Here is a 17,007-nt window from a genome sequence, read left to right as displayed (position 1 = left end):
GGCGGCAGATAAAGGATACATGAATGTACCAGTTTTCCTACGCCGAAATCATGGAGGATGGTGTCGCAGACGCGAAGGATCGCGAGCGGCAGGCGTTGACAAAATCGATCGATCTACTGGTGGAGGCAAAGGATTCCTCTTCCCAGCGCCACACGATCGAAGCGCTTTTTTACACTCGACGGGTCTGGATCCGCTTCATTGAGGACCTCAAGCAGCCCGAAAACCAGCTGGCCATGGAACTCAGGGCAAATCTGATTTCGATCGCGATCTGGATTTTGAAAGAGTGCGAACTGATCCGGAAACGTCAGTCGACGAATTTCCAGGGTATAATTGACGTGACAACCATCATCAGGGATGGACTGAAATGAAAAGTACACTTCGAATCTCGCTGAAATCGGGCGAAAAGATTTTCATCAACGGCGCGGTTTTGCGGGTGGATCGCAAGGTGGCCCTCGAATTCCTGAACGATGTCACGTTCCTGCTTGAAAACCACGTCCTGCAGCCGGAGCAGGCGACGACGCCGCTCAGACAGCTTTATTTCATCGCCCAGATGATCCTCATCAACCCGGAAGGACGCGAACAGTCGACGAACCTGTTCCGCAAATCCGTGAGCATGCTGCTGAATTGCTTCCAGCATGAGGAGATTCTTGCCGAACTCAAGCGTATCGACGGTCTGGTTGCCTCGGGTAAGGCTTTCGAAGCGCTGAAGGCCATTCGTGGCCTGTACCCGACCGAGGAAAAGATCCTCAACAATCAGGAAATGACCCCCGCAACGATCGAGCAGATTCGCAAGGAGATCGCACCATGGCGGTAGATGCAGTCACGTCGGCAGCCTCTAACCCCTGGGCAAATGCCGGGGCGAGCAGCAACGACAAAAGCGCGGCCTCGCTTAACTACGACAGCTTCCTGAAGCTTCTCATCGCCCAGATGAAAAACCAGGATCCGACCAGCCCGATGGATGCCGGCCAGCAGATGTCGCAGCTTGCGAGCTTCTCGCAGGTTGAGCAGACGATCAAGACCAACACCCATCTGAAGAGCATGCTGCAGGCCGAAGCCCTGACGCGCGCTTCCGACCTGGTTGGCAAAACGGTCAAGAGCGCCGACGACAAGGTCACCGGCGTGGTAAAGGAAGTCGAAGTCTATTCGGACGGCGTCGTCGCCATCACAGAAGCTGGTGACAAAGTGCTGCTGCAGGCCGGTGTGACCTTCTCGAACGGTCCGATCGCGACTACACCTGATAGCGGCACCGATTCGGACGTGCCTGCAGGTTCCTGACATTGAAGAGGCGGCATGACGCCGCCTTTCCGGAATAAAGGATGCGACGATGAACGAGGCCGATGCGCTTGATATCATGCAGGCGGCAGTCTGGACGGTTCTCGTCGCGGCCGGTCCCGCCGTTCTCGCGGCCATGATCGTTGGTGTCGCCATCGCCTTCATCCAGGCCCTGACCCAGGTTCAGGAAATGACGCTGACCTTTGTCCCTAAAATCGTAACGATCATGATCGTTCTCGGCGTTGCCGCCCCGTTTGTGGGCGCGCAGATCGCCCTTTTTTCCAATCTCGTCTTTTCGCGGGTTCAGTCGGGCTTCTGACGCCCGTACCGTCTGGATGCCATCCTCGCGCAAGCTTCAGCGACTAGGGATAGGCTGAAGCATCGGGCTGAATTGCGTCAGCGATTTTAGAAAACCGGTGCCGCGGAACCGTGCGGCGGCTTTTCCGTCGCCCTTCTCATGAAGAGACAGGACGATTTTATGGCGCAACCACCAGTCATTTCCTTGCCCAAGGTAAGCCCGAGCATGCGGGATGTCGGTTTCGCATTGGGCATCGTGTCGATCCTCTGCGTGCTGTTCCTGCCCATTCCGGTCGTTCTGGTGGATGTCGGTCTGGCCTTTTCCATAGCACTTTCGGTCCTCATCCTCATGGTGGCGCTCTGGATACAGCGTCCGCTGGATTTCTCGTCTTTTCCAACCGTGCTGCTGATCGCGACCATGATTCGCCTGTCGCTGAACATTGCGACGACGCGTGTCATCCTTTCGCACGGCAACGAGGGGCCGACGGCGGCGGGCGGCGTGATTGCGGGCTTCTCCAGCCTCGTCATGTCCGGCGACTTCGTGATCGGTCTGATCGTCTTTCTGATCCTGATCACCGTCAACTTCATCGTTATCACCAAGGGTGCCACCCGTATCGCCGAAGTCGGCGCGCGCTTCACGCTGGATGCCATTCCCGGCAAGCAGATGTCGATCGATGCGGATTTGTCCGCTGGCATCATCGATGAAAAGGAAGCTCAACGCCGTCGCCGCGAGCTGGAAGAGGAAAGCTCGTTCTTCGGTTCGATGGACGGTGCCTCGAAGTTCGTACGCGGCGATGCGATCGCCGGCCTGATCATCACCGCGATCAATATTTTCGGCGGCATCATCATCGGTTACTTCCGCCACGGCATGCCGATCGGCGAGGCTGCCGATGTTTTCGTGAAGCTTTCGGTCGGCGACGGTATCGTTTCGCAGATCCCGGCCCTTATCGTGTCGCTGGCGGCCGGCCTTCTGGTGTCGCGCGGCGGCACCTCGGGATCGACGGATCAGGCCGTCATCAATCAGCTGAGCGGATATCCGCGTGCCTTGATGGTCGCAGCCATGCTGATGGGGCTTCTTGCCGTCATGCCGGGATTACCCTTCCTGCCCTTCACGCTTTTGGGCGGCATCATGGCCTTCGGCAGCTGGTATATTCCGCGCCAGGTCGAAGCGGAAAGCGCGCAGCGCCGCCAGGAAGAGGAGGACAAGGTTCTCCAGACCAACGAAGCGGAAAAGGACTCCGTCAAGCAGGTCCTCAAGACGTCCGAAATCGAACTTGCCCTCGGCAAGCAGGTTTCGACCCGCCTCCTCGGCGCGCATCAGGAACTGGCTTTCCGTGTCGGCAAGATGCGCAAGAAATTCGCGACCCAATACGGCTTCGTCGTGCCGGAGATCAAGGTCTCCGACGACATCATGATCCCGGAAAAGGCCTACCAGATCCGTGTCCATGGCACGACGATCGCGTCGAGCAATCTGCGCGTTGGCGATGTTCTTGTCGTGACGGGGGCAGGGCGCAAGCCGAGCATTCCGGGCGACGAAATCCGCGAACCCGCCTTCGGCATGCCGGCCGTTTCCATTCTCGAGACATTCACCGAGGATTTGAAGCGCGAAGGTTTCCACCCGATCGACAATGTCTCTGTGGTGCTGACGCATCTGAGCGAAGTCATTCGTAACAATCTGCCGCAATTGCTGTCCTACAAGGACGTCAAGATCCTCATCGACCGGCTGGACCCGGAATACAAGAAGCTTGCCGACGAAATCTGCTCGTCGCACATGTCCTATTCCGGCCTGCAGGCCGTGCTGAAACTGCTGCTCGCCGAACGTGTGTCGATCCGCAACCTGCATCTCATTCTGGAAGCGGTCGCCGAACTTGCCCCGCATGTGCGCAAGACCGAGCAGATCGTCGAACATGTACGGGTGCGCATGTCGCAGCAGCTCTGCGGCGATCTTGCAGACAATGGCGTATTGCGTGTGCTTCGCCTCGGCAACAAATGGGACATGGTCTTTCATCAGGCGCTCAAGCGCGATCAAAAGGGCGAAATCGTCGAATTCGATATCGATCCCCGCCATCTCGAGGAATTTTCCGAGCAGGCATCGAAAGTTATCCGTGAATTCATGGATCGCGGACTACCCTTTGTCCTTGTCACGTCGCCGGAAACACGGTCCTATGTGCGCATGATCATCGAACGACTCTTTGCGACCCTGCCGGTTCTCTCGCATGTGGAACTGGCCAAGGGGCTGGAGATCAAGATTCTGGGCGCCATTTCATGATAACCGACCCGCAAGGGACAATTATCGCATTGTTCCTTGCAATTTGCCGTATCGGCGCCTGCTTCATGACCATGCCGGGCTTTTCCAGTTCGCGCATCTCGCCGCAGATACGCATTCTCCTGTGCGTTGCGGTGTCCATGGCGCTTCTGCCGGTACTGTGGGATACGATCTATCCGAAAGTCTCCGGCGCAAGCCAGGGCGCCGTTGTCGGCCTCATCTTCACCGAGATCGTCATTGGCGCAATGTACGGGCTGATCGCGCGGTTTTATACGCTCGGCTTCCAGTTCACGGGCGCGCTCATCGGCGCATCCATCGGGCTTAGCGCTCCCGGCGGAGCGGATGCCGTTGAAGACGTGCAGGAAAACCAGATATCGAACTTCATCACCTTCGGTGGGCTCATGGTGCTGTTCATCCTGGATTTCCACCATATCGTCCTGCGGGCGCTGGTCGATTCCTACGCCACGACACCGGTCGGCGCGCTCATCAGCGGCCAGAAGATGCTGATAACCCTGACAGACACGCTGCGCGCCTCCTTTTCCATCATGCTGCGGCTTGCCAGCCCCTTTGTAATTTACGGTCTGATGTTCAACGTTGCGGTCGGCCTCATCAACAAGCTGGCGCCGCAAATCCCAGTCTACTTCATATCGACGCCTTTCGTTCTCGCGGGCGGTATTTTCATGCTTTACCTGTCGATCGCGGCCCTCATCCGGCAATTCGTGGATGGTTTCGGCCCGGTCTTCATCGGCTTCTGATCTGGAGAAAACGCCATGGCTTCGGACAAGCGTTCGGCCAAACTCAAGCGCCTGGTAACGGTCCAGCGCCACATGGAGAAAATGGCCGAGGTTGAACTGGCCGACACCACCCGCGTGCGTGCCGAAGTGGCGCAATCCATGGAGAACGTGCTTGACGCGATGAGTTCCATGGAGCCGGTCCACCAGACGTTCTCCAGGCACTATTCGGATCGTTACGGCCGCCTTGTCGTCAAAGATCGCCAGCTCTCCGGCGTGCAGCAATTGCAGGAAAACAAGGTGCTTAAGGAAAAGACCAAGGCCGACCGGCTGGAGGACAGGATGCATCTCGCCCGCGATCTCGAGGATCGTGAGGCCGACGACAATGCAATCTATGATCTGTTAGAAATCACGAACGCATCCCGGACACCAGCCTCCAGCAAGGTTGGCGATCCATAGTCTGTCCCGTTGTTGCATCGTTGGGCGTCCAGAGAGACGTGTTCAGCGGTGTTTCTTGATTGAGCGAACGCCCCGGTTTTAATGCCGCCCGTTCGTCAGCTCGGGAGTTCTGGACGTGGCGATATCGGTTATAAGCGATCTGGTGATGGATGTGGTTCGCGCTGCGGACCCTCAGGAAGTGCAGGTCGCCCAGGAAAAATTGAAGGCGAACAAGGCGGCTTTCGCTGCGACGAGCCTTGCCGATTCGGGCAAGGGCTTTGGCGCTGCCATTGATATGCTTGACAGCGCCACCTCGAAGGCAGGTCTCGGCAATACCAACATCCGCTCTGCCCGTACCGAAGTTCCGGAAACATATCGCAAGTATGAGGCTTCCGTGCTTCAGACCTTCGTTGCCAACATGCTGCCGAAAGACAGCGAGGAGGTCTACGGCAAGGGCAACGCCGGCGAGATCTGGAAAAGCATGATGGCGGAACAGTTTGCCGACACGATTTCCAGAAATGGCGGCGTTGGCATTGCAGAACAGGCCTACAAGGATGCGTTGCGGAAAGCCGAGAGCAAAGGCATTACCGACGTATCCATGAATGACAAAGACCATAATGCTGCAATTCGGATGGTGGCGGAGTTCGAAAGGCAGGTCCTCGGCGTTTCCAATGATAAAACGGACGAGGCTTGAGCATGATAAATCATAACGAGGAGACAAGCATGGACCTTATGTCGAACGACCACCGCATCAAATCCGTTCTCGGCCGTCTTGAAATGATCATCGACAATGAGAATGACAATATCGGTAAGGACCCCCAGTTCGATTTCAAAGTCTCCAATGCCCATAAAAGCCGTTGCCTCTATGAGTTGACGATGTTGTTCCGCGATACCCCCCATGAGGAAATCGCCGCCGGACATCTCGATCAGGTGCAGGGCATCAAGTCCAAGCTCGCGACCAATGCCAGCCGCGTGGAGGCGCATCTGAATGCGGTTCGCGCTGTTGCGGATCTTCTCAAGACCGCGATCCAGGAAGCCGATACGGACGGCACCTATTCCCAGGAACAGTTCATGTACGGCGCAGCCTCCTGATGTTGAAGCTTCTTCTCACCGGCGTCTGGGTTTGCGCCGTCACGCTCGGCGCGGTGTATTTCTCCGTCCAGATGGCGACGGCCCCCTCGTCGGGAGATGAGGCGGGGGCGAAAAAGGCAAGTCTGCAACTGGTCAAAGGCGAAAGCATCACCATCCCCGTCATCAATGACGGTGGTGTGAACGGTTATTTCCTCAGCCGCATTTCCTTGCGTGTCGACAAGGACAAGATGGCGAAGATCGAACTGCCCGCAACGCAATTGATGACCGACGAACTCTTCACGCTTCTTGCGGGTTCTTCCATGGTCAACATCGCCAATATCTCCACCTTCGACCCTGATGTCTTCAAGCAGCGCATCCGAGAGGGGCTGAACAAGAAACTTGGAGACGAGGTGGTCGGGGACGTACTGATCGAGCAGCTCGATTATCTGTCTAAGGCCGATATTCGCGAGCAAAAGGGCAACGGCTCGCCCCGTTCGGTCAAGCTTGTCGAAGGCGAGAAAGTCGACACCGGAAAAGAAGCGGCCCCAAGCCACTAACGGCGGCGCGGTGCAGGCCACCGGTCTGGTTAATCGCCCCTTTCTATTTTCCGAAATATTCGATCGGTTGCCTTCAGGGTAAATTCAACCAGTACCTGTATAAACAGACCCATGAGCTGCCGTCCCGCAAACCATGCGCCGGATTGGCGGCGGTGGATTTGGCATTCGGGGGCTGGCATGAATTTCGCGGCAGATTTTGCGCGGACGGGATCGCAACGGAATATTCACGGACTGCGCGTCTGTGATCTGGACTGGAACGCGGCGCTGGAAATGGTCAGCGGCCAGGCTTCGGCTTGTGATGGCCACACGATGCTCTCGTTTCTTACCATCCAGAATGCCAGGCTGTCCCTCAAGGACATTGCTTACAGGCAGATTCTGGAAAGCTGTCTGCTTCTGCCGCAGGGCAGGGGGATGAATGCCGCCGCACGCGCCGAACACGGCAAGCCTCTGCCCGAGACCATCGATGGCGTTGCCTTCGTCATGGCACTTCTGACCTATATGGCGGTGCCGAAACGTATCGGCGTTGCGGGGGATGATGCAGCACAGGTCGGAGAGGTCCTCGCCAAGCTGCGCGCACATGCGCCCTGGCATGATTTCGTGATGCTGAACCGGGATACTTCGGGCGTGAAGGTGGATGTCGTGCTGGCGGGCATGCTTGCGGAAAACCAGGAGAAATGGCTGCATCGCAGCATCAATCGCGATGATGCGCGTCTCGTCATCGCGGTCGGTCCCCTGTTCAAGGTGCTGGCGTCCGAAGTGGCTGGCATGCCCGAAATCTTTCGCAAGCTGCATATGAGCTGGCTTTACAGCCTTTGCGCCGAGCCCTGGCACATCGCGCTCGGCAAGGGCTGAGGCGGGTCGGCAAGGCCCGCGTTAACCATTTGTTTGCCACGATCCTTTAACCTCCCGTAAGGTTTTGAAAGCCGCCTGTTGCGGGCGGCGCCGAGCGTGGCAGACGGCTTCAGATGGTTGATCACAGTCCCGATATGATGGCGACGCGCCCTGATGAGGATGGTGTTGCCGTGCCTGCGTCGCAATTTCGCAAACATTGTCTGCGGCTTCTGACAGCCGGTTGCGTAGCCGCCGCCACCGTTGTGGGGGCTGCACTTCCGCTGCTGCTCATCGATTCCGGTTTTCGCGGATATGTTTCGCAGGCGCATGTCGAGGTTACCCAGACCGGCTACGACGCACCCGATGCGGCACGCTTTCTTGCCATGGCCCGCCGCACCCTGCTTTCTCCTTCCGGTCTGGACCGTATAACGGGCGACCTCAAATTGAAGCCCGCCGACATGGTCGGCGTTCGCAATCAGGGCGAACTTGGCCTGCTTTTCGACCTTTTGACCGGGGCGGATACCCGTTCGCTTTCCCCGCGTGAAGCATTGAACGGTGCTGTGGGCGAGGCGATACGTCTGGAACTGACGCCGGATGAAAACACGCTGATCGTAACCTCGAAGGCAGCGACGCCGGAAACCGCGATGCGGCTTACGGATTATCTTTCGATGCGTGTCATGGCGGATGGCAAGGCCGGCACCATGACGCCCGCCATGCGCGAGACGGAGCGGGCGCGCACCCGGTTGGACGAGGCGGAAGCCGCCTTGAACGGTTTCCAGATGCGCCACGGCGAGACCGTCCTGGCGGAAGTGCAGCAACTCGAGCAGCAATTGCGCGACCTCAATGACAGCCTTGCGGGGACGACCCAGCAGCAGCAGTCGCTTCAGACGGATCTGGCGGTGGCCACCGGCCTCAAGCCGAATGACGTATTGTCAAAGCCCCTGCCGTCAGGCGCTGCTTTCTCTGTGCTTGAGGACATCAGGCAAAGACATGCAAGTGCCAGCATGGCGCTTTCAGGCGTCTCGGTCGATTACGGCCCGAAACATCCCCGCCGCATCGCCGCCCAGAATGCCGTAGACGCCGTGCAGGCGCTTGTCGCTCCCGCATTGCGTCAGCTGGTCGATGGCTTGCGCGCCGATGACAAGCGCGTCGCACAGGAAGTTGCAACCGCGAACGCCGAACGAACGAAACATCTCGACCGCCTGAGCAGCCTTGGTGTCACGCCCGGTGAATTCTCCAGATTGCAGGGTGAACTGGAAACGGCGCGAAACGCCTATCTTGAGGCGAGCGAGCGTCGCGACATGTCCTCATCCACCACAACCGCCGTTGAGACCCGCCTCACCAGGAAGGCCGGACCGGGCGAATTGTCGCGCGACCTCACACAAGCCGCTATGCTGGCAGGCGGTGGCGCGTTGCTTGGCCTGTTGGGCAGCCTGTATCTTCTGAGCTACAGTCGCCATGACGAGGAGGAGGCACTCGTCCTTGATGATGCGCATGTTCTGCCCTCCGAAAAAGCGCCTGAGCAATCGGGGCAGTTTCCCGAGTTCGAGCCGATCGAGCCGGATGTGTTCCATGATCTGGAAGAACTGGCCGCGGATAGCGAATTCGAGCCGGAGGCTGAGTTCGCGGACTATTACGCCGGGGCGGCGAACGATAGCGGATTCGATACCGATGACATTCCGCTGGACGAGCGTGTGCGGCAGGTTCTGATGGGCAACCGCACCGTCAGGAATACCCCCCAGACGACACCGGAGCTGCCGACCTTGCTCAGTGAAGCCCTTGCCGGGCATTTCGATCACGAGCAGGCCGAGGCCGAGGAATTGGCGGAATTGAGACGCGAGTTGGCGCTCTTGAGGGAGCGCCTCGCCGATTACGCCGAGCATCGCGACGACTACCGCAAAACTGCCTGACGAAGCTGCATTTTTGCTTGCATTCCTGCAAAGTCGGCACCATACGGGGCCAACGTAATCCAGCAGGAGCAGGACGCATGGCAGTTGTGATTGACGGAAAGGCAAAGGCGGCTTCGGTAACGGAGGCGGTCCGCAAATCGGCAGAAACGCTTGAGGCGGAACAGGGTGTGAAGCCCGGTCTCGCGGTTGTCATCGTCGGCAACGATCCGGCCAGCCACGCTTACGTGAATTCCAAAAGCAAGACAGCCAAGCAATGCGGCTTCAATTCCGTTCAGCACACGCTGCCGGAAGAAACAACTCAAGATCAGCTTCTGAAGTTGGTCGGCGAACTGAACGCCGATCCCTCCATCCACGGCATTCTGGTACAGCTTCCTTTGCCGAAACACTTCAATGCCGATGAGATCATCCAGTCGATCCTGCCCGAGAAGGATGTGGATGGCCTGAGCGTGCTGAACGCCGGCAAGCTGGCGACCGGCGATCTCGCAACCGGCCTCATCTCCTGCACGCCAGCCGGCGCCATGCTTCTGGTGCGCAGCATTCACGGCGAAGATCTTTCCGGCCTGAACGCCGTGGTCATCGGCCGCTCCAACCTCTTCGGCAAGCCGATGGGCCAGCTTCTCCTGAATGCCAACGCCACGGTGACGATGGCGCATTCGCGCACCAAGGATCTCGCCACCGTCTGCAAGACGGCCGATATTCTCGTGGCGGCGGTGGGTCGCGCGGCAATGGTGAAGGGCGATTGGGTAAAGCCCGGCGCGACCGTCATCGATGTCGGCATCAACCGCATTCCCGCTCCGGAAAAGGGTGAAGGCAAATCGAAGCTGGTCGGTGACGTCGCCTATGATGAGGCAAGCGCAGTCGCTGCTGCCATCACCCCCGTTCCGGGCGGCGTAGGCCCGATGACGATTGCCATGCTGATGGCCAACACCGTCATCGCCGCCTATCGCGCGCTTGGAAAGACCGCACCGAAGTTCTGAAATCGGTAGTTACTCTTTCGGAGCCGGTCCTGTGGAGGCGCGGACGACAAGTTCCGCCTTCCAGAGTTCCTGATGAGGTTCGGTCTGGTTAAGCTTGATCCGGTTGATCAGGCGCTGCCCGACACGCACCCCCGCCGCCCGCAAGGATGAGCGGGTGGTGGTGAGCGGCACCGAGAAATTGTCGGGCTTCAACAGCGGCAACACATCGTCATGGGCAATCAGCGAAATATCCTTGCCCGGTTTCAAGCCGCGCTGGTTGAGCGAGCGGATCACGCCGAGTGCCAATGCGGTACTCGCGCATACAATGGCGGTTGGTCGTTCCGGCTGTGACAACAGCGCTTCCATGCCGAGATAACCCTCCTCATCGGTCATGCTGCTGTGTCTTGTGTGTTCCGGGCGCAATGTCAGCCCATTTGCCGTCAGCGCCTTTTCCACCCCGAGACAGCGGCGGAAGGTGAAGTCGTAACCCTCCGGCCCGTTAAGAAGCCCGATCCGCTTGTGGCCAAGCTGAAGCAGCAGCTGGGTCGCATCGCGAAATGCGGCCTCATTGTCCACGTCGAGAAAGGGATAATCCTCTTCCACGCCGATGGAGCGGCCATGGACGAGGAAGGGCAGGGAAAGCGATTGCATCATGGCGATGCGGGCGTCGTTCTTCTTCATATAGGCGAGGTAGATGCCATCGACGCTGCCGCTCGCCGCCAGCCCCCGCAGGGCTTCCCGTTCCTTTTCCGGCTCCGTGGGCGTGATGACGAGGTGAAATCCGCTGCGAGCCGCTTCTTCGCCTAGACCGCTCAGGAATTCGCCGAAATGCACATCCGAGCGGTGGTGCTCGCCAACCGGCATGACCAGTCCAATGGAGCCGACCTTGCCGGTCGCCAACCGTTGCGCCGCGGCATTCGGGCGATATCCGGTCTTTTCGGCGGCTTCCATGACGCGGCGGCGCGTCTCTGCGCTCACCTCGGGATATCCGTTGAGCGCTCTGCTGACGGTTGTCTGAGAAATCCCCAGCAGTTGCGACAACTGTTTCAGGTTCATGTCTGTTTTTCCTCCATGCGCGCGCATCGGAAATGGCAAAAGCCTCTCCTCTAACTCCCAAAGCGCTTTAGTTTTTTACCAGTCCCTGCCGGTTTTCTCAATCGAAAACGATAGCCGCCTTTCCAAGTAAGTATGACTATTCATACGACAATGCGGCATGTCCAGCGAAACAGCCTCTTGACTCCTTCTCAATGACAATGAGATGAATAGGCAGCCAAAGCGCTTTGATTTATGGGAGATGCTTTGAGCCTTTTATGTGATGGGAGGTAAATCACATGCAGAAGACCTTTTTGGCGACGGCGGCTTCTATAGTGCTGCTGTCGGGTTCGGCCTTTGCCGCCGATCTGAAATTCGCGCCCGGTCAGGATGCCAAGTTCAACTGGAAAAGCTACGAAGACTTCAAGGCGGCCCATGCCGATCTGAAAGGTCAGACGCTGACGATTTTCGGGCCCTGGCGCGGTGAGGACGAGGCGCTGTTCCAGACGGTGCTGGCCTATTTCTCCGACGCGACCGGCGTGAACGTCCGCTATTCCTCCTCGGAAAACTACGAACAGCAGATCGTCATCGACACGCAGGCGGGTTCTCCGCCCAACATCGCCATCCTGCCGCAGCCCGGTCTTCTGGCCGATCTCGCCGCCAAGGGTTTTCTGGTTCCGCTCGGCGATGAGACCGCAAGCTGGGTTAAGGACAATTACGGCGCTGGCCAGTCCTGGGTTGATCTCGGCAGCTACAAGGGCAAGGACGGCAACAAGGCTTACTTTGCATTTCCCTTCAAGGCCGACGTGAAGTCGCTCGTCTGGTACGTGCCTGAGAACTTCGAGGAAGCGGGCTATAAAGTGCCCGAGAGCATGGAAGACCTGTTCAAGCTGACGGACCAGATCGTTGCCGATGGCGGCACACCCTGGTGCATCGGCCTCGGTTCCGGCGGTGCGACCGGCTGGCCGGCAACGGACTGGGTGGAAGACCTGATGCTGCGCACGCAGCCACTCGACGTCTATCAGAAATGGACGACGAACGAGGTGAAGTTCACCGATCCGGCCGTCGTTGCGGCAATCAATGAATTCGGCAAATTCGCCAAGAACGAAAAATATGTCAGCGGCGGCGTTGCGGCTGTGGCCTCCACCGACTTCCGCGACAGCCCGAAGGGTCTCTTCGACATTCCGCCGAAGTGCTACCTCCACCATCAAGCGTCCTTCGTGCCGTCCTTCTTCCCTGATGGTACCAAGGTCGGAACGGATGTGGATTTCTTCTATATGCCGACCTATGCCGCAAAGCCTGAACTCGGCAAGCCGGTTCTGGGCGCCGGCACGCTCGTCACCATCACCAAGGAAGCGCCCGCCGCCAAGGCTTTCGTCGACTTCCTGAAAACCCCGATCGCCCATGAAGTCTGGATGGCACAGTCCAGCTTCCTGACGCCGTATAAGGGTGTGAATGTCGATACCTATGCCAATGAGCAGATGAAGCGCCAGGGTGAAATCCTCACCTCCGCGACCACCTTCGGCTTTGACGGTTCCGACCTGATGCCGGGCAAGATCGGCGCGGGTGCATTCTGGACCGGCATGATCGATTTCGTCGGCGGCAAGTCGGCCGATCAGGTCGCTGCCGATATCCAGAAGGCCTGGGACGGCCTGAAGTAACCTCAAAAGAGCTTGGCCCGGCGGTGATGCCGCCGGGCCTTTGCCAACGGAACGGCCGTCGACCGCATAAAATCAGCGCGGCGCGGAGAGGATCAAGGGAGGGAACATGGCTCAACAACTCGTTTCTGCCATCGGCGTCATGGTGGCCGGCGTTTTTGCCTGCGCTGCCTATTATTGGCTATCCGACAAACTGTTGCAGGTAATCTTTCCCGTCCGCTCGGGAGACGTGTTGCAGGCATCCCGCAACCTCAACCGCCGCGCGTCGGTCAGGCCCTGGCTGTTCATCGGCCCCGCTCTTCTCCTTCTTCTCGTCTATCTGGTCTATCCCGTCATCGCGACGCTCATCCTCTCGTTCTATGACCGGACCGGCGCCGAATTCGTAGGTCTTGCCAATTATCGCTGGGCATTTTTCGATGCCGGCTTCAGGCAATCGATCTTCAACAACATCCTCTGGCTGGCCGTGGTGCCGGCCGCCTGCACCTTCTTCGGCCTCGTTATTGCCGTCATGACCGACCGCATCTGGTGGGGCAACATCGCCAAATCCATCGTCTTCATGCCGATGGCGATCTCCTTCGTCGGTGCCTCCGTCATCTGGAAATTCATTTACGAGTATCGCGCCGAAGGTCAGGTGCAGATCGGCCTCCTCAACGCCGTCGTCGAGTTTTTCGGCGGCAGCCCGGAGGTATGGATTTCCATGCCCTTCTGGAACAACTTTTTCCTGATGGTCATCCTCATCTGGATTCAGACCGGCTTTGCCATGGTCATCCTGTCGGCAGCGCTGCGCGGCATTCCGGAAGAGACAATCGAAGCGGCCGTCATCGATGGCGCCAATGGCTGGCAGATCTTCTGGAAGATCATGGTCCCGCAAATCTGGGGCACCATCGCCGTCGTCTGGACAACCATCACCATTCTCGTTCTCAAGGTTTTCGACATCGTGCTGACCATGACCAACGGTCAGTGGAACACCATGGTTCTCGCCAATCTCATGTTCGACTGGATGTTCCGCGGCGGCGGTGACAGTGGCCGAAGTGCGGTCATAGCGCTCGTCATCATGGCGGCCGTCACCCCGATCATGGTCTGGAACATTCGCCAGGCGAACCGCGAGATGGAGGGCCGCTGAGATGGATATCGTAAAACGTCTGCGCCGCGTCGGCCTGCCGCGCCTCATCGTCCATGCCAGCGTGCTGGTCGTCGTGCTTCTCTGGCTTCTGCCCACACTCGGTATTCTCGTAAGTTCCCTGCGCGACAAGGACCAGATCACCGTGTCGGGCTGGTGGACGGCCTTTTCCAGTTCCGAGCAGACCGCGGCGGTTCGCCTTGCCGACGCTGCCGTGCAGAAGCAGGACGGGAACCGCTACGTCATATCAGGTAATGTTTTTGAAAGCGGACAGGGGGGCAAGGTTGCAGCCTTCGGCGTTCGCGTGCAGGAGCCGACGGCCTTCAAAGCCGGTGAAGCGGCAGATATCGGCGACGGGGAAACGCTGCTCGTCAACACCGATGGCACCTATGAATACAGCAAGGCCTCAAGCTTCGAGGGCTCTCGCGGCAAGCGCGTCTATATTTCCGTCGCGACACCGCCGGTCTTCACACTCGACAATTATCGAACCGTCCTGACCTCCGAAGGCATCGGCCAGTCCTTCGTCAACTCGCTGACAGTCGCCGTGCCGGCAACCGTCATTCCGATCCTCATCGCCGCCTTTGCCGCCTATGCGCTGTCATGGATGAGCTTTTCCGGCCGCAATTTTCTGATTGCGATGGTGGTGGGCCTGATCGTCGTACCGTTGCAGATGTCGCTGATACCGCTCCTGAAACTCTACAACGAAATCGGCAATATCTTCGGCGTTCCGTCCAAGACCTATGCCGGTATCTGGCTGGCGCACACCGCCTTCGGTCTGCCGCTCGCCATCTACCTGTTGCGCAACTACATTTCCGGCCTGCCGAAAGAGATCATCGAAAGTGCGCGTGTCGACGGCGCGAGCGATTTCGAAATCTTCGTCAAGATCATCCTGCCGCTGTCCTTCCCGGCGCTCGCCTCCTTCGCCATCTTCCAGTTCCTGTGGACCTGGAACGACCTGCTCGTCGCCATGGTCTTCCTCGGCACGCAGAAGGATGAGCTGGTGCTGACCGGTGCTTTGAACGCGCTGCTCGGTTCGCGCGGCGGCAACTGGGAAATCCTCACCGCCTCGGCCTTCGTTACCATTGTCGTGCCGCTCGGCGTCTTCTTTGCCCTTCAACGTTATCTCGTGCGTGGCCTGCTCTCAGGCTCCGTCAAGGGAGGCTGATTATCCATGAACGCCCATACCAGACAGGATGAGACTATGACCGCTCCGGTGACTTCCGCTTTGACGCCCAACAAGGATTGGTGGCGCGGCGCCGTGATCTATCAGATCTACCCGCGCTCCTATCAGGACTCCAATGGCGACGGCATCGGCGATCTCAAGGGCATCACCGACCGGTTGGCGCATATTGCCGGTCTCGGTGCCGACGCCATCTGGATTTCGCCCTTCTTCACCTCGCCAATGAAGGATTTCGGTTACGACGTCTCGAATTATGTCGATGTCGATCCGATGTTCGGCACGCTTGCCGATTTCGACGGGTTGATCGCGGAAGCGCACCGTCTGGGTATCCGCGTCATGATCGACCTCGTCATGTCGCACACGTCTGACCAGCATCCGTGGTTCGTGGAAAGCCGCGCCAGCCGCAACAATCCGAAATCGGAGTGGTATGTCTGGTCGGACAGCAAGCCGGATGGCACGCCGCCCAACAACTGGCTGTCGATCTTCGGCGGCTCCGGCTGGCAGTGGGACCCCACCCGCATGCAATATTATATGCACAACTTCCTGACCTCGCAGCCGGATCTCAACCTGCATAATCCGGAAGTGCAGGAAGAACTGCTCAATATCACCCGCTTCTGGCTGAAGCGCGGCGTCGATGGTTTCCGCCTCGATACCATCAACTTCTATTTCCATGATCTGGAATTGCGCGACAACCCGGCGCTGGCGCCGGAGCGCCGCAACGCCTCCACGGCACCTGCGGTCAATCCCTACAATTTCCAGGAACATCTCTACGACAAGAACCGCCCCGAAAACATCGCCTTCCTGAAACGCTTCCGCGCCGTGCTGGACGAGTTTCCGGATATCGCCGCCGTTGGCGAAGTGGGCGACAGCCAGCGCGGACTCGAAATCGTCGGTGAATACACCTCCGGCGACGACAAGATGCAGATGTGTTACGCCTTCGAATTCCTGGCGCCGGATGCGCTCACGCCGCAGCGTGTTGCCGATGTGCAGGCGGATTTTGCCAGGGCCGCACCGGAAGGCTGGGCCTGCTGGGCTTTCTCCAACCACGATGTCGTTCGCCATGTCAGCCGCTGGGGCGAGCATGTCGAGGATAAGGATGCTTTCGCCAAGGTGCTCTCGGCGTTGTTGATGACGCAGCGCGGCTCCGTCTGCATCTATGAGGGTGAAGAGCTGGGCCTTACTGAAGCCGATATTGCTTTTGAGGATTTGCAGGACCCCTACGGCATTCAGTTCTGGCCGGAATTTAAGGGCCGCGACGGTTGCCGCACACCGATGGTGTGGGATGCGGGCCATGCGCAGGCCGGCTTCTCGACCTCGGACAAGACCTGGCTGCCCATTCCGGCCGAACACAAGCAGCGTGCCGTCAGCGCCCAGCAGGGCAATGAGGCATCCGTGCTGGAGCACTACCGCCGCTTCCTTTCCTTCCGCAAAAAGCATCCCGCTTTTGCCAAGGGCGGCATCGAATTCCAGCCAGTGGAGGGCGACGTGCTGAGCTACACCCGCACGCTCGGCAACGAAACCGTTCTGTGCCTCTTCAATCTGTCCGCGACACCGGCAAAGGCGACGCTGCCGGAAGGGAACTGGGAGGTTCTCGAAGGCCACGGCTTTGCAAACGGTGTGGACGGCAGAAGCGTAGAACTTCCGGCATGGGGCGCTTTCTTCGCCCGTTACGCCTGATAGAGCAGGGA

The 17,007-nt window shown here is 58.7% G+C and carries 18 protein-coding genes; 17 read left to right on the top strand and 1 reads right to left on the bottom strand.

Annotation, left to right across the window (positions count from 1 at the left end):
- Positions 1-23: 23 nt before the first annotated feature.
- The 13 genes from flaF (at position 24) to folD (ending at position 10,350) form a co-directional block, all read left to right on the top strand.
- Positions 24-368 carry a flagellar biosynthesis regulator FlaF gene (gene flaF, locus FB593_RS06625; RefSeq protein WP_003515112.1) on the top strand — a complete coding sequence of 115 codons (345 nt, stop codon included), beginning with the start codon at positions 24-26 and terminating at the stop codon, positions 366-368.
- Positions 365-814 (top strand): flagellar biosynthesis repressor FlbT, encoded by a 450-nt coding sequence (gene flbT / locus FB593_RS06620; protein WP_003515113.1) that lies wholly within the window; start codon positions 365-367, stop codon positions 812-814. Before flaF ends, flbT begins: the two co-directional genes overlap by 4 nt.
- A complete protein-coding gene (flgD, locus tag FB593_RS06615) occupies positions 805-1,275 on the top strand; it encodes a flagellar hook assembly protein FlgD (protein ID WP_003515114.1) in 471 nt (156 codons plus the stop codon). The genes flbT and flgD overlap by 10 nt, the downstream gene beginning before the upstream one ends.
- Positions 1,276-1,324: 49 nt before the next feature.
- Complete coding sequence (locus FB593_RS06610) at positions 1,325-1,591, top strand: flagellar biosynthetic protein FliQ (protein ID WP_003515115.1); 267 nt, start codon at positions 1,325-1,327, stop codon at positions 1,589-1,591.
- A 159-nt stretch (positions 1,592-1,750) separates the two neighbouring features.
- Complete coding sequence (gene flhA / locus FB593_RS06605) at positions 1,751-3,838, top strand: flagellar biosynthesis protein FlhA (RefSeq protein ID WP_003515116.1); 2,088 nt, start codon at positions 1,751-1,753, stop codon at positions 3,836-3,838.
- On the top strand, positions 3,835-4,590 hold the full coding sequence (gene fliR, locus FB593_RS06600) for a flagellar biosynthetic protein FliR (protein WP_003515118.1): 756 nt from the start codon (positions 3,835-3,837) through the stop codon (positions 4,588-4,590). The genes flhA and fliR overlap by 4 nt, the downstream gene beginning before the upstream one ends.
- A 15-nt stretch (positions 4,591-4,605) precedes the next feature.
- Entirely contained in the window at positions 4,606-5,025 is a 420-nt protein-coding gene (locus FB593_RS06595) for a hypothetical protein (RefSeq protein WP_019564300.1), read from the top strand.
- 115 nt (positions 5,026-5,140) lie between these two features.
- Positions 5,141-5,698 carry a rod-binding protein gene (locus FB593_RS06590; RefSeq protein ID WP_003515121.1) on the top strand — a complete coding sequence of 186 codons (558 nt, stop codon included), beginning with the start codon at positions 5,141-5,143 and terminating at the stop codon, positions 5,696-5,698.
- A 29-nt stretch (positions 5,699-5,727) separates the two neighbouring features.
- The gene (locus FB593_RS06585) at positions 5,728-6,096 is read left to right on the top strand and encodes a hypothetical protein (protein ID WP_003515122.1); all 369 of its coding nucleotides are present in this window, start codon (positions 5,728-5,730) and stop codon (positions 6,094-6,096) included.
- Positions 6,096-6,632: a hypothetical protein gene (locus tag FB593_RS06580; protein WP_003515123.1), complete on the top strand. Its 537-nt coding sequence runs from the start codon at positions 6,096-6,098 to the stop codon at positions 6,630-6,632. The genes FB593_RS06585 and FB593_RS06580 overlap by 1 nt, the downstream gene beginning before the upstream one ends.
- Before the next feature lie 177 nt (positions 6,633-6,809).
- Positions 6,810-7,484 carry a WecB/TagA/CpsF family glycosyltransferase gene (locus FB593_RS06575; RefSeq protein ID WP_013635485.1) on the top strand — a complete coding sequence of 225 codons (675 nt, stop codon included), beginning with the start codon at positions 6,810-6,812 and terminating at the stop codon, positions 7,482-7,484.
- A 113-nt stretch (positions 7,485-7,597) separates the two neighbouring features.
- A complete protein-coding gene (locus FB593_RS06570) occupies positions 7,598-9,373 on the top strand; it encodes a hypothetical protein (protein ID WP_145166401.1) in 1,776 nt (591 codons plus the stop codon).
- 77 nt (positions 9,374-9,450) lie between these two features.
- On the top strand, positions 9,451-10,350 hold the full coding sequence (folD, locus tag FB593_RS06565) for a bifunctional methylenetetrahydrofolate dehydrogenase/methenyltetrahydrofolate cyclohydrolase FolD (protein ID WP_013635487.1): 900 nt from the start codon (positions 9,451-9,453) through the stop codon (positions 10,348-10,350).
- Positions 10,351-10,359: 9 nt separating this feature from the next.
- Here the strand turns inward: folD and FB593_RS06560 are convergent, their stop codons facing one another.
- Positions 10,360-11,385: a LacI family DNA-binding transcriptional regulator gene (locus tag FB593_RS06560; RefSeq protein ID WP_013635488.1), complete on the bottom strand. Its 1,026-nt coding sequence runs from the start codon at positions 11,383-11,385 to the stop codon at positions 10,360-10,362.
- A 275-nt stretch (positions 11,386-11,660) separates the two neighbouring features.
- Here FB593_RS06560 and FB593_RS06555 point away from each other — a divergent pair, with 275 nt between their 5' ends.
- The 4 genes from FB593_RS06555 to FB593_RS06540 all read left to right on the top strand — a co-directional run bounded on the left by FB593_RS06555 (position 11,661) and on the right by FB593_RS06540 (position 16,996).
- Complete coding sequence (locus tag FB593_RS06555; protein WP_038489846.1) at positions 11,661-13,022, top strand: ABC transporter substrate-binding protein; 1,362 nt, start codon at positions 11,661-11,663, stop codon at positions 13,020-13,022.
- A gap of 106 nt (positions 13,023-13,128) precedes the next feature.
- Positions 13,129-14,142 carry a carbohydrate ABC transporter permease gene (locus FB593_RS06550; RefSeq protein WP_003515131.1) on the top strand — a complete coding sequence of 338 codons (1,014 nt, stop codon included), beginning with the start codon at positions 13,129-13,131 and terminating at the stop codon, positions 14,140-14,142.
- A 1-nt stretch (position 14,143) separates the two neighbouring features.
- Positions 14,144-15,304: a carbohydrate ABC transporter permease gene (locus FB593_RS06545; protein WP_003515133.1), complete on the top strand. Its 1,161-nt coding sequence runs from the start codon at positions 14,144-14,146 to the stop codon at positions 15,302-15,304.
- 36 nt (positions 15,305-15,340) lie between these two features.
- Positions 15,341-16,996, top strand: coding sequence for an alpha-glucosidase family protein (locus FB593_RS06540; protein WP_019564293.1), 1,656 nt, complete (start codon positions 15,341-15,343; stop codon positions 16,994-16,996).
- The last annotated feature ends 11 nt before the right edge of the window (positions 16,997-17,007 follow it).

Origin of the sequence: Rhizobium sp. SJZ105 (genome assembly GCF_007828365.1) — a bacterium.
Classification (GTDB): domain Bacteria; phylum Pseudomonadota; class Alphaproteobacteria; order Rhizobiales; family Rhizobiaceae; genus Agrobacterium; species Agrobacterium tumefaciens.
The sequence above is the reverse complement of the archived record's forward strand: the minus strand, read 5'-3'. Positions and strand labels throughout refer to the sequence as shown.

Bases quoted from the DNA above. Each gene is read 5' to 3' on its own strand.
- flbT (WP_003515113.1), top strand. From the start codon at position 365: ATGAAAAGTACACTTCGAATCTCGCTGAAATCGGGCGAAAAGATTTTC.
- flaF (WP_003515112.1), top strand. From the start codon at position 24: ATGTACCAGTTTTCCTACGCCGAAATCATGGAGGATGGTGTCGCAGAC.
- flhA (WP_003515116.1), top strand. From the start codon at position 1,751: ATGGCGCAACCACCAGTCATTTCCTTGCCCAAGGTAAGCCCGAGCATG.
- FB593_RS06610 (WP_003515115.1), top strand. From the start codon at position 1,325: ATGAACGAGGCCGATGCGCTTGATATCATGCAGGCGGCAGTCTGGACG.
- FB593_RS06570 (WP_145166401.1), top strand. From the start codon at position 7,598: ATGGTTGATCACAGTCCCGATATGATGGCGACGCGCCCTGATGAGGAT.
- FB593_RS06585 (WP_003515122.1), top strand. From the start codon at position 5,728: ATGGACCTTATGTCGAACGACCACCGCATCAAATCCGTTCTCGGCCGT.
- FB593_RS06560 (WP_013635488.1), bottom strand. From the start codon at position 11,385: ATGAACCTGAAACAGTTGTCGCAACTGCTGGGGATTTCTCAGACAACC.
- FB593_RS06580 (WP_003515123.1), top strand. From the start codon at position 6,096: ATGTTGAAGCTTCTTCTCACCGGCGTCTGGGTTTGCGCCGTCACGCTC.
- FB593_RS06550 (WP_003515131.1), top strand. From the start codon at position 13,129: ATGGCTCAACAACTCGTTTCTGCCATCGGCGTCATGGTGGCCGGCGTT.
- FB593_RS06595 (WP_019564300.1), top strand. From the start codon at position 4,606: ATGGCTTCGGACAAGCGTTCGGCCAAACTCAAGCGCCTGGTAACGGTC.
- FB593_RS06540 (WP_019564293.1), top strand. From the start codon at position 15,341: ATGACCGCTCCGGTGACTTCCGCTTTGACGCCCAACAAGGATTGGTGG.
- FB593_RS06545 (WP_003515133.1), top strand. From the start codon at position 14,144: ATGGATATCGTAAAACGTCTGCGCCGCGTCGGCCTGCCGCGCCTCATC.
- FB593_RS06575 (WP_013635485.1), top strand. From the start codon at position 6,810: ATGAATTTCGCGGCAGATTTTGCGCGGACGGGATCGCAACGGAATATT.
- flgD (WP_003515114.1), top strand. From the start codon at position 805: ATGGCGGTAGATGCAGTCACGTCGGCAGCCTCTAACCCCTGGGCAAAT.
- folD (WP_013635487.1), top strand. From the start codon at position 9,451: ATGGCAGTTGTGATTGACGGAAAGGCAAAGGCGGCTTCGGTAACGGAG.
- FB593_RS06555 (WP_038489846.1), top strand. From the start codon at position 11,661: ATGCAGAAGACCTTTTTGGCGACGGCGGCTTCTATAGTGCTGCTGTCG.
- fliR (WP_003515118.1), top strand. From the start codon at position 3,835: ATGATAACCGACCCGCAAGGGACAATTATCGCATTGTTCCTTGCAATT.